Below are 10,879 nucleotides of genomic sequence, written 5' to 3' on the forward strand. Positions count from 1 at the left end.
TTTCAGTCGCGATCCGCTCGGAGCTTCCTGTAGAGCCGCTCTGCGTCCTCCTTTCGGCAGAGCTCCGAGCCGGGGGTCATGACGGCGGCGGCCCCGGCGGCGATCCCGAAGAGGGCCGCGTCCCGGGGCGCCATCCCCCGGGCGAGGCTGAGGGTGATCCCCGCCACCATGCTGTCGCCCGCCCCCACCTTGCTGACGATCCTGACCGTCGGCGGCCTCATGTGGGCGACCGCCTCCCGGCTGACGAATAGAGCTCCTGCAGAGCCCAGGGAGATGACGAGGAGCTCGCAGCCGCCGCCGGCCACCACCTTCCGGGCCGCCGCCTCGATCTCCGCCTCATCCCTCAGGTCCCCGTCCACCAGCTCCCGGAACTCCCGGAGGTTCGGCTTTATCAGGTAGACCCCCTCCTGGAGGGCCCTCTTCAGGGGCTCGCCGGAGGTGTCGACGATCACCTTCGCCCCCGCCCCCTTCCCGGCCCGGGCGACCCGGGCGTAGAAGTCAGCCGGGACCCCCGGGGGAAGGCTCCCGCTGGCGACGAGGAAGCCGGAGTCCGGGGAGGAGGCGGCGACCTCCTCCAGGGCGAGCTGCACCTCCTCCTCCTTCAGCACCGGCCCCGGCATCCCGAACCTGTACTGCTGCCCCGTCGACTCCTCCAGGACGGCGAAGCTCTCCCGGGTCATCCCCGCCAGGGGGAGCCGCCGGCTCCGGAGCCCCTCCCCCGCCAGGAGCTCCTCGAGGAGGTCGCCGTTGAGCCCCCCGGCGGCGTAGAGGAGGGTCGACTCGCCCCCGAGCTTCCTGACCGCCCGGGAGACGTTCACCCCGCCCCCGCCCGGCTCGATGGTGGGGGCGGTGCAGCGGAGCTTCCTCCCGGGGACGACGAACTCGACGCTGGAGCTCTTGTCGATCGTCGGGTTGATGGCTAAAGAGACGATTGCTTTCATGATGATCCGAAGGATCAATCTCGCCCGCGTTATCTAAGGGTGGTGGTCCCCGGGGGCGATGCCAAAGATTAATACGGAAGTCGGCGGAGAGGTGTTGGGATAGACCGAACCGAGCAAAGGAGGTGAGAGAGACGAGAATGAAGGGGTTTATGACGCTTCTGGCGGCCCTGTCCGTCCTGACGATGGCGGCCGCCGCAGGGGGCATGTATCAGGGGGTCTCCGGGGGGCCGTCGATGAGCTACGCCGGGGTATCGGGGTCGATCGACGGCGTCTTCGCCAGCTACCCGAAGGCGCCGGCCGCCTTCCCGGGGCCGCTCTTCATGAACGGCGAGGAGTTCTGCCAGTTTGTCGCAGCCCACCTCGCAGACCCGCCGACCGCCTGGAGGTGGTGACGGGTCCTGAGCGGAGCGCAAGGGCGGACCGAAAAGCCCGGCTCCCGGGATAGGGGGCCGGGCCTCGAACTGCCGGGATGCGGTGCTGCCGGGCAGCGCAATGCTGGCGTGCGGCGTCACCGCCGGGGGGGGGCCGGAGACGGAAATTGGTGCATCGTTGTCAACTACCCGCCAATGAATTGGCGGGCATGAGGCTCGCCAGTATTGGGGGCTTGCGGCTCCGCAAAAAATCGGGCCACGATGGGTAGGTTGACAGCCACCCTTGCAGCTATGTTTCGAGCTGCGACGGTGTCAGCAGGGCCAGAGAAACCACAGCAGACACATGCAAACCGATCTCGAGTAGGTCGGTTTGACCGGGATATATGATGACAAATGGGGCATTCCTGGGACGTATAGTCAGGGTCGATGTAGACCACTGGAACTCCAGCGATCGCTGCCTTGTACTCGACGAACTGCCTGTGCTGATAGAATCCCCAGCTATGCTGTTTGCGTCTCTGAGCCTTCGAAACCGTCATCCTCTCCCGGATACCCTGAAGATCTTCGAGGGCGATCACGGAAGAGGTGTCTTTAGCTTTCGCAACCAGTTTTTTGGAGATGCAGTGGTTCACGTCTCGACGAAACCTAGCCTCCCGACCCGAGAGTTTCTTGAGATGACGTTTGGCGCTATCGGTCCCGCAGCTTTGAAGATCGGCCTTGAGGTTATCTATCTTGGATCGAACGTTCTCGATACCGTCACCGGAGAACTCTTCGCCGGTCGAATCAACGGCAATGTTCGTGATCCCGAGATCGACGCCGATAACACCAATCGGTTCGATCTTCGGAGACTCGGGAACTTCGACGACGACGCAGAGATAGAACTCACCCCGTTCGAAAATGAGGTCGGCCTGTCCTCGGATCCGATTGAGCCGGGGTTCGTGGTACTCGCAGATGACAACAGGGACCTTTATCCTGCCTTCGAGAGTCAAGAGAGAAACGAGATCGAGACCTTTCCAGGACATGAGTCTCTGATCGTAAACGACAGATCCGTCAGGATCGAAGGTCGGTTTGATCGATTTGTCTCTCTTGTAGGCTTCGCAGGTCTTAGAGATAGCTCTGACCGCCATCTGAGCGGAGAGGTTAAATTGTTCCCGAATCGGATAATAAACGACCTTCTGCAGCTCGATTTTATTGGCGGTATGAAGCTCAAACGCTTTGTCAGCCACGAAGTTGCAGGCGGCGTTAAACTGATGCATCGTCTCGCGAATAGCTTGAACCTGTTCTGGGGTCGGTTCAAGCTTGACCTTGAGCGTCTGCATCATGTGTATAGACGTATCCCATCTATGGATATGAACATTTCGGTGCCAAGGAGAAGCGGGAGTAGGTACGCATTCCTCCCCCGACTGAAGTCGGGGGCATCCTGCTGAGATTTTCGTGAAAATTAGCCCAGGGGGGATAACATGGATTCAAGAGTTCAAGGACTCATTTGGCGGGGGTGGGATCAAATTCTGAGAGTTCAAAGAGGCTGGGATAAGGCGCTGAAGTACAAACTTGATGCGAAAGGTCAGATAACAGAGATGTTGTAGGCTGGGAAATAACGGGAGGGGTGAGGCGTTGTCGTATACCGTTATCGTATTGCCAAAAGCCGAGAAGCATCTCATCAAGCTGGATCAGAGGGCATTTGATAAGATCTATGAACATATCGAAGAATTGAGAAATAATCCATACAATCCGCGCCCCAATGCCGATATCAAGAAGCTAAGAGGATTTAAATCCCCGCCAATGTACAGACTTAGGATCGGAAAGCAGAGATTAGAGTATTTCGTCGACGAATCGGACAAAACGATATACATCGCCGATGCATTTATGAGATCTGGCGAGTCGGATTATAGATAAGAGTATATACGAATGCGATTAGAATAGAAGTGGTGGTGGAGAATGGAAGCCGCAAAAGTCGTAAAAAAAGACGACTACAGCGAAGCAGAGCACGTCGATTCCCAATATGAATATTTGGTCAAGAATAAAGATAAGGGAATCACGCTTGACGAGCTGTGCCGCAGGCGAACTGCCGGCCGCGATCTTTAACCGGCGGCGATATGCCGCTTGATCATACTGTTTTTGCCAAAAAAGCCCGGCTGCGCCTTCAAGAATCCGGACCATCATTTCGGTTTTTTCGGATCTGGCAGCTCTATCTCGATTGGCAGCGGCTGCCCCTCCCGCCGGGATCTTCGAGGGGGGTGTCCGGGGGCCATCCACGAGCCGCGCCGAGGTCCCGGGGTAGATGGACGGAGTCTTCGCGAGCTATCCCGATCCCGAGGCTCCCGCCTTTCCGGCTCCATGGCCCATGAACGGCAAGAAGTTCTGCCAGTTTGTCGCAGCCCACCTCGCAGACCAGCCGACCGCCTGGAGGTGGTGACGGGTCCTGAGCGGGGCGCAAGGGCGGACCGAAAAGCCCGGCTCCCGGGGCGGGGATGGACCGCTCTAGTCTATTTTTGCCGGGGGAAGCCCAGGGGGCGGAGGATCGGCGATTTTGACGAGGTGATCGCATCAATCGCCCTCGTCCACGACCGGGAGATCGGGACGCGGGACCTCCGGTTTAGGGAGGTGTTGGGGTGGTGAGGAGGAGAGGACTTTTTAAGAGGGTATTAAGATACGAATTCGCAATAATAATCTGGTAGGCGAAGTTCAAATCCTGTAAATCTCTGAGAGCCTGATGCATTGGTTATCTATTTAAGGGAAAACTCGTGATGTGTTACCAGTCAGTGTAACAAGTGATCTGAGTCCGGCCGGATCAAAATGGGTGCAGAAATCTTTTCTCGAATAATTCTGCATTCAGTCTCGCAACGCATAAATAGTAATATGAACTTTTGGATTAAGATAAAAGCATTTTACTCCCTTAACCGATGAACAATGAATGGCGCTTATACCATTCGTCTCTAAAGGATTTTCATGCAGAGTGTGCAGCGTTATATGGGACAAATCATCGAGGGATACTTATATATGTTATTATCACCGATTTCATTTTATGGCGGCGAACCAAATATATACATACGCCTTAATTAAGGCTCTCCAGCAAAGTGGAGGTGATTATGTTGGATCATTTACTACCTATGTGATTAAATGCTTAAAAAAAGACGAATATATGAGTACTGTTTCCATACAAAAGCAAATTCAAGATGAATTTAAGTTTAAGATACCTATAAGAATAATTGAAATTATTTTGCGCAAAGCTGAACGGGACGGTTATGTAGAATTTACAGAAGACGAAATCGGCATGGGGTTATATCGCCTTACAGAGGAGGGGATGCAATTCCCTATTATCTTTAATAATCAAAAGGAAGTAAAAAAAGAAGTCGATGCATTGGTAGAAGATTTAACTAAATATATAAAATATAACTCCGATTTAGACGCTAAAGAAGAAGAAATTTATCAATCCCTTTTAGCATTTATCGGTAAGAATGTAGATCCTATAATAAATTATATTGAAGATCCGAGCAAAATTGACACCAAAAAACCCTGCACTGAAGAGTGGTGCTATTGCCAATTGGATCACACTGTCGAGAAGCTTATATGTGATTATATCAGGCTTAGTAACAAAGGGGTAGAGGCTCATCGTGAGACATTGAGGAAGATGATCCTAGGTGCGATAATTTCATTAAGTTTTGAGGATAAAGTATCAAATAAATCTGATTCAGAGTTTGCAAATACGACCCTTTATTTAGATACAAATGTATTATTTAGCTTATTGGGTCTTCACTATGAGGAATTTGATAAACCTCTTCAAGAGCTGTTCGCTTTAATTAAACAAAATAAATTTAAGATAAAAACATTTAAATTTACTGTCAACGAAGCTAGAAGATTCTTACTGAAATGTGCTAGTAGCCCTGATATTTATCATAAACCCATCAAAGTAAATTCTATTTGCGCATATCTTAAAAAAGAGAAGGATATGCCATCTCAAGAGATACTGGAATTAGCTTCTACTTTAGAATCTAAGATAGAGAGTATTGGTATAGAAATCGAATCAAAATATCATAACATAGATATCCCTAATTACGTTCCTAATGATGTTGAATTAGAAAATGATCTGCAAATATATAAAAAATATCAGCCAGATAATGCGAGGAAACACGACATCGCAGCTATAGAAATAATTAAAGAAATTCGGGTACAAGATAAAATATTTAATATTGCTGATAGCAAAGCAATGTTTTTAACAGTAGATGGTGTATTAAGCAGATTCAATTATGAAAGAGATCATCAGGATGGATCCATACCAGAAGTCATCATGGATAGGCTATTGGTAAATACATTATGGTTAAAAGATCCTAATATATATATTCCAATAGAATTGTTAATTGCGACCTGCTGTAGAGACGTATTTATAAAAAGAAATGTCTGGAGAAAGTTTTCAAAGGTAGTCCGTGAATTAAATGATAGCAAAGAACTCGATAAACACGATTTTCTAACACTTTATCATTTGAAGTATGCAGAAACAATACTATGTGGGTTAGACGAAAAGGATACTGATATGATAACAGATGAGTTTATAAAAGAAAAATTAAAAAATGCGGATAAATATTTTACAGATCGAACCGGAAAAAACATAAGGCAATTTGTAACTAAAGGCATACAGAAAATAAAGAGGTTAATTTTTGCAATCGCAACGATCGCAATCATAACCTTAATTGCTTTATTAATTATAAACAACTCGAATATTCTTTATGCATATATAATTGGAATCATGTGGATCGTAATTTTATTGATTCTATTGGAATTTGGCCCAAGCAAAATATTATGGGAAAAAATAGAAATTGATTTAATAAAAAGTTTGGATAACTTATATCCGAAAGTAGCGGAGGAAGAATGATGGAAGACATAACTCTTCTCTTTTTTACCATCCTCTGGGCTCTGTTCGTGTCTTTAATAATTAGCGCTATAAATTATTTGATAGGCGTTCTATATATATATGGGAGTTTTTTCAAGAAAATGGGAAATATCATATTAAGTCCATTTATTTGCGGTGAGAAAAGAACTGATGATTGTAGAGCAGAGGACTTAAAAAAAATACTTGATCAAATTTTAGAAGATTACAATGTGGTCAATAAGAAAAAACAAGGGTTAATAACATACGGGACAGATTTGGCTGCTATTGCAATTACATTGGATTTTACAGCATATGGGATTTGGTATACTAACAACCAATCATTTTTGTTCTTCTCAAAATTAACTACGCACCCGAACTCAGCCTGGATTTGGATCATAATTATACACGCTATATTGTTAGTGATTTCGGTGACTCTGAAATACGTTCATAGCGAAAAGATCGGATCCCTGGCACCTCACCAAATTATAGACATATTTAATCCAAATGAACGCAGTTTTAAATCTTGGGCGGCACAAAACATTGTGATGATAGCTGCAGTTATTGTTGGATTTTTAACACTATTATCAAGTTTTGCCATCTTCATGGATACCATTTCATTGGTCATCGGTTAAGCCCACCACTCCTCAGTAAATCGCGTTCTACTTACTTGCGGATCTACCGCCCCAATCATACTAAATTAGTGAGATGTTTTTGAGGAAGTTTCTAATCCCATATGATGAAGGACGCCAGCCAGTAGAGAGCTTGCGTTTTCGGTGAAGATATTGCTCCATCTAAGGGTGGAAAATCTTGCCATCTTCACCTCCTTATTTAAGGCTCGCACAACTTTTAAAATTTTCCTACTTATTATTAGCATTAGTATAGCTATCCAGATTATAACCTCAATCGCTTGAGGATTATACGTAGGAACCATATACAGTACGTACCTGCTCTTGAGTTCCTTAAATAGAATCTCGACCACCCATCGAGCCGCGTAAATCCTCGCTACTTCGTCAGGTTCTAACAACTCTGAAGAAATATTTGTGATATACATATGGTACCTGTCTTCATCCTTGTTAAATATCGACACAAACCTGAACCGCTCGGTGTACTTTTTCTCCTCGCCTCGATAAGAACGGGGGTTGAAGCTCATCTCAACTTCGACATCTAATATCTGTCTCTTAAGTCCTTCAAGACATCCTGAAGATGTTTTCCTCGAACATCGATGCTTCGGCCACACCATTTACTATAGTTTTCGATGATAGCTGGATTAGCGTTGTTTTTCAGCCTTGAAGCGAAGTATCCGCCGTTCTCCTTGATCCGAGTAAAAATCTGATACTTGTAGAACCCCAGATCAATAAGCAGGATCTGGTCCTTTATCCATGGCCCCATCCTCAGGTTCTTTACGTCGCTTGTATTTTAGGAGAAGAGAGCAACACTCTTCGGACCACAGGCTACTTCACTAGTGAGAACGGAAACCTTGACGCCTGCTTCCACTTCTGCTTAGAATATATCTCATAGTCACGCTTCCGAGCGGCAAGAGTCCGTTGAAGAAAGAACCCATGGCCTATCGATAATGACCAGAACATATAAATTGGATCGATCTTAAGATCACGTTTTATCAAACCCGTCTATTTCGCTTTATCTCTTAGCCTTTCAGGCGGAAATAGAGCACAGAGTTCCATCATGATCAGGTTGATATCCACTTTTAAGTAACGAGAGACCACTGATGCTACCCCCGGTTAATTATATATCAGTGGTCCATAGTAGCTACATGTTATTAATAAAGTGATGCTACTGCAAGTATAATGGGAGAGGCATTAAAAATCAGCGAAACTATTTAAATCGTTCCTTAACCGATGATCAACGGAGCTTGAAGTTGATCTCTGCTTTAAGGTCGTCGTCCGCCTCACCTAGGACGCGGATGATTAGCCGCTTCTCAACGGTGGCGGGCTTATTGAGCATTATGACTGAGTCAGTTAATAACCCCGTGCCCTTGAATGAGGCAGAGGCGCTAGATACCAAGACCTCGGCCGGCGAAAGACGCTCTGGAACTCTTGAATATATATAAGCCACGATGACGTCGTCTCTGTATTTGCGGAGAAGAAGGGCGGGCCTTCTCTTGGAGCTCATCAAATCTGTGAAGGGGAAGGGTACGACGACGATCTAGCCTTTCATCAATATTGGTCCGGTTCTTTGTCTGCATATTTGGAGAGCGCCCCCTCCGAGAGGCGCATCAATGCCCAGGAGATCTCCGCCTCATCCTTGGGCCCCTCAAGGTCGTAGGGGAGGCTCTCAGAAGGGCGCTTCGCCTCTTTCGAGACGGATCGGGAGGACATAGAAATAGCTAAGAGGGTTTGGATATATGATATTTGTCGTGATTTCCGTCCAAAAAGGAGAGAAGGTATAGATACCGCTCCAATGCAGACGGAATTTACAGAGCCGAGAACCAGGGTTTTGGACGGCTGGAGATAAAATCGGCACCAAGATCAACTTGAACCGCTACTTCTATTAACCACAAGCTACTTACCCTGTCCAGCCTTGAAGGATCATTATCCGAAAATCCTGGGCGATATAGATTGAAAGAGATGAATAGAAAAAATTTGGTGATTCATTTCAGCAGAAAGTTAATATTGAATGCTATTTATAATGAACAGGGGCGAGAACAAAGGTGAACTACCATGAACCAGTCAATACAAAATTTTCTGGAACAGGCCTTGAATGAAGGCCATCTGCAACTCATCACAAGCGGCAAGAGTGAGAAAATCCGTTATGTCGCGGTCAACGTTACTGAAAAGTGGAGCGATCCAGAAGAGAAGATTCGCGCCGCCTACTATGCCGAACTGATTTACCGTTATGGCTACAAGCCCGATTGCATTGGCGTGGAAGTCACCGTGCCAGACCGCACGCCAGCAGATCGTGCGGATCTAGTGATATTTCATGATGCCACCCGCACGCGACCTTTCGCAGTCATCGAATGCAAGCGTGATGATATCTCTGATACTGAGTTCAAGCAGGCCATCGACCAAGCTTTCGGAAACGGTCACGCCCATAAATTCCGTGCGTCTTACGTCGGTGTTATCGCAGGTCATACTCGTGGCTTCTTCGACTGCTCCGACAAGTTCGGCGTGCTGGAGCGTGAAGCCAACGTCGTTGCCGACTTGCCAGTGCAATACGGCAAGCCAGAAGAGTTCAAGTATTATTTCAAAGCGCCACCCAAGCCAGACATCGCAGCCGTTAGCCGTGATGATCTGATCAAGACCATTCGTAAATGCCACCAGACTTTGTGGGGTGGCGGGCGACTCTCGCCACCGATGGCTTTTGGTGAATTGACAAAGCTCATCTTTCTTAAAACGCGGGATGAAAAAGCTCCGCGAAAGTCAGGGAAACCCTATGCATTCCAGATCAAAACCAACGAAACACCCGAACGGCTGGCCCGTCGCATTAAAGATATGTATTCAAAGGAACGGGAGAAAGAGCCAGATGTATTCAACGACGATATCAAGATAGACAACATAACCCTCAAGAATGTGGTTTTGCATCTGGAGGGCTTGAACCTCAATGCCACCGACCTCGACACGAAGGGAGTGGCTTTCGAGCAGTTTATGGATGGCTTTTTTAAGGGCGATTTTGGCCAATACTTCACTCCGAGAAACATCATCGCTTTTGCTATACAGATGCTCGATATAAAGGAAGATGACACCGTGATAGACCCGGCCTGCGGCTCCGGCGGTTTCTTATTACACGCGCTTGACCATGTGCGCCATAAAGCCTCTGATTACTGGCCCGAAGACAGCAAAGAGCACTATGAATATTGGCACAGTTTTGCGGAGAAGCGCCTCTTCGGTATCGAGATCAACGAAGAGATCGCCCGCGTCGCCAAGATGAATATGATCGTGCACGACGACGGCCACACAAACATCATCGGTCAGGATGCACTCCAACCTCTGGCCGCAATCGCCAAGCGTAATCAGGGTTTCGCCAAGATCTTAGGCATAAATCCCGACACCGGTCAGCGGGATGAGCAGAAGGGCTTTTCCAAAATTCCTACAAATCCGCCCTTTGGCGCGGTAGTTAAAGAGGAGCTGCACAGCTATCTTAGCACCTATGAACTCTCACGCTACGGAAAAGAGACGGCGGTCAAACAACGAGCTAGTGTTAAGACCGAAATCATCTACTGCGAACGAGTCTGGCAACTTCTCAAGCCGGGTGGTCAAGCTGCTGTGGTACTTCCCGACGGACTTCTAACAACCTCCAGCTTGCAGAGAGTACGCAACTGGATTCTAGAGCGCTTTAAGATACTAGCTGTGGTCAGCCTTCCACAGTTCGCTTTTGCTCACTTCGGAGCAGGGGTCAAATCCTCAGTTGTGTTCCTGGAGAAGCGAGGTATGGATGAGTCTGCCTCGGATGATGAAGCCATCTTTATGGCTATGGCTGAGAACATCGGCTATGATGCCACTGGAAGCACCACTTACGAGGTGGAAGTGCTGGACGAGGTGCCAAAGAAGGAACGCATTGAACGCCAATGCTGCGACCTGTTCGATTGGGATGTTCAATTCGACTGGAAGCCCGGCGAAGGCAAAAAACCCGGGCGATGGAGCGAACGGCGCCGCCATGTGGTGCAGGGCAGCGGCTTATTAGGTCAATATGCTAATTTTAAGCGTGATCCGAAACCTTTTTTCGTCTAGCCCCTGTCCCCGCTGGGC

14 protein-coding genes are annotated in these 10,879 nt (G+C 48.2%); 8 read left to right on the forward strand and 6 right to left on the reverse strand.

Going from position 1 to position 10,879, the window contains the following annotated elements; all coding sequences use genetic code 11:
- Positions 1 to 2 precede the first annotated feature (2 nt).
- Entirely contained in the window at positions 3 to 941 is a 939-nt protein-coding gene (locus tag MHAR_RS11195; protein ID WP_048145080.1) for a 1-phosphofructokinase family hexose kinase, read from the reverse strand.
- Between the two features lie 137 nt (positions 942 to 1,078).
- Between MHAR_RS11195 and MHAR_RS11200 the strand changes: the two genes are divergently transcribed.
- Complete coding sequence (locus MHAR_RS11200) at positions 1,079 to 1,333, forward strand: hypothetical protein (protein WP_014587730.1); 255 nt, start codon at positions 1,079 to 1,081, stop codon at positions 1,331 to 1,333.
- 164 nt (positions 1,334 to 1,497) lie between these two features.
- Here the strand turns inward: MHAR_RS11200 and MHAR_RS11205 are convergent, their stop codons facing one another.
- Positions 1,498 to 2,631 (reverse strand): RNA-guided endonuclease InsQ/TnpB family protein, encoded by a 1,134-nt coding sequence (locus MHAR_RS11205; RefSeq protein ID WP_014587731.1) that lies wholly within the window; start codon positions 2,629 to 2,631, stop codon positions 1,498 to 1,500.
- Positions 2,632 to 2,923: 292 nt separating this feature from the next.
- On the opposite strand from MHAR_RS11205, the gene MHAR_RS11210 reads away from it, so the two are divergent.
- The 6 genes from MHAR_RS11210 (at position 2,924) to MHAR_RS11230 (ending at position 6,808) form a co-directional block, all read left to right on the forward strand.
- Positions 2,924 to 3,205, forward strand: a complete 282-nt coding sequence (locus MHAR_RS11210) for a type II toxin-antitoxin system RelE family toxin (protein WP_014587732.1) — start codon at positions 2,924 to 2,926, stop codon at positions 3,203 to 3,205.
- Between the two features lie 42 nt (positions 3,206 to 3,247).
- Positions 3,248 to 3,394 (forward strand): hypothetical protein, encoded by a 147-nt coding sequence (locus tag MHAR_RS13790; RefSeq protein WP_187287823.1) that lies wholly within the window; start codon positions 3,248 to 3,250, stop codon positions 3,392 to 3,394.
- A 196-nt stretch (positions 3,395 to 3,590) separates the two neighbouring features.
- Entirely contained in the window at positions 3,591 to 3,725 is a 135-nt protein-coding gene (locus MHAR_RS14135) for a hypothetical protein (RefSeq protein WP_266335521.1), read from the forward strand.
- Positions 3,722 to 3,928, forward strand: a complete 207-nt coding sequence (locus tag MHAR_RS11220; protein ID WP_014587733.1) for a motility twitching protein PilT — start codon at positions 3,722 to 3,724, stop codon at positions 3,926 to 3,928. Before MHAR_RS14135 ends, MHAR_RS11220 begins: the two co-directional genes overlap by 4 nt.
- Positions 3,929 to 4,334: 406 nt before the next feature.
- Positions 4,335 to 6,179 (forward strand): hypothetical protein, encoded by a 1,845-nt coding sequence (locus tag MHAR_RS11225; protein WP_048144656.1) that lies wholly within the window; start codon positions 4,335 to 4,337, stop codon positions 6,177 to 6,179.
- Positions 6,176 to 6,808, forward strand: coding sequence for a hypothetical protein (locus tag MHAR_RS11230; RefSeq protein ID WP_143763410.1), 633 nt, complete (start codon positions 6,176 to 6,178; stop codon positions 6,806 to 6,808). The genes MHAR_RS11225 and MHAR_RS11230 overlap by 4 nt, the downstream gene beginning before the upstream one ends.
- Before the next feature lie 65 nt (positions 6,809 to 6,873).
- On the opposite strand, the gene MHAR_RS12635 is transcribed toward MHAR_RS11230, so the two are convergent.
- The 4 genes from MHAR_RS12635 to MHAR_RS13795 form a co-directional block, all read right to left on the reverse strand.
- The gene (locus MHAR_RS12635) at positions 6,874 to 7,326 is read right to left on the reverse strand and encodes a transposase (RefSeq protein WP_014587735.1); all 453 of its coding nucleotides are present in this window, start codon (positions 7,324 to 7,326) and stop codon (positions 6,874 to 6,876) included.
- Between the two features lie 14 nt (positions 7,327 to 7,340).
- Positions 7,341 to 7,565: a transposase gene (locus MHAR_RS14225; protein WP_052301033.1), complete on the reverse strand. Its 225-nt coding sequence runs from the start codon at positions 7,563 to 7,565 to the stop codon at positions 7,341 to 7,343.
- 471 nt (positions 7,566 to 8,036) lie between these two features.
- A complete protein-coding gene (locus MHAR_RS11240; protein WP_338039964.1) occupies positions 8,037 to 8,339 on the reverse strand; it encodes a type II toxin-antitoxin system PemK/MazF family toxin in 303 nt (100 codons plus the stop codon).
- An 11-nt stretch (positions 8,340 to 8,350) separates the two neighbouring features.
- A complete protein-coding gene (locus MHAR_RS13795; RefSeq protein ID WP_187287824.1) occupies positions 8,351 to 8,512 on the reverse strand; it encodes a hypothetical protein in 162 nt (53 codons plus the stop codon).
- 342 nt (positions 8,513 to 8,854) lie between these two features.
- On the opposite strand from MHAR_RS13795, the gene MHAR_RS11245 reads away from it, so the two are divergent.
- Positions 8,855 to 10,861, forward strand: coding sequence for a restriction endonuclease subunit M (locus MHAR_RS11245; protein ID WP_014587737.1), 2,007 nt, complete (start codon positions 8,855 to 8,857; stop codon positions 10,859 to 10,861).
- Positions 10,862 to 10,879: the final 18 nt, after the last annotated feature.

Source organism: Methanothrix harundinacea 6Ac (assembly GCF_000235565.1).
GTDB lineage: Archaea > Halobacteriota > Methanosarcinia > Methanotrichales > Methanotrichaceae > Methanocrinis > Methanocrinis harundinaceus.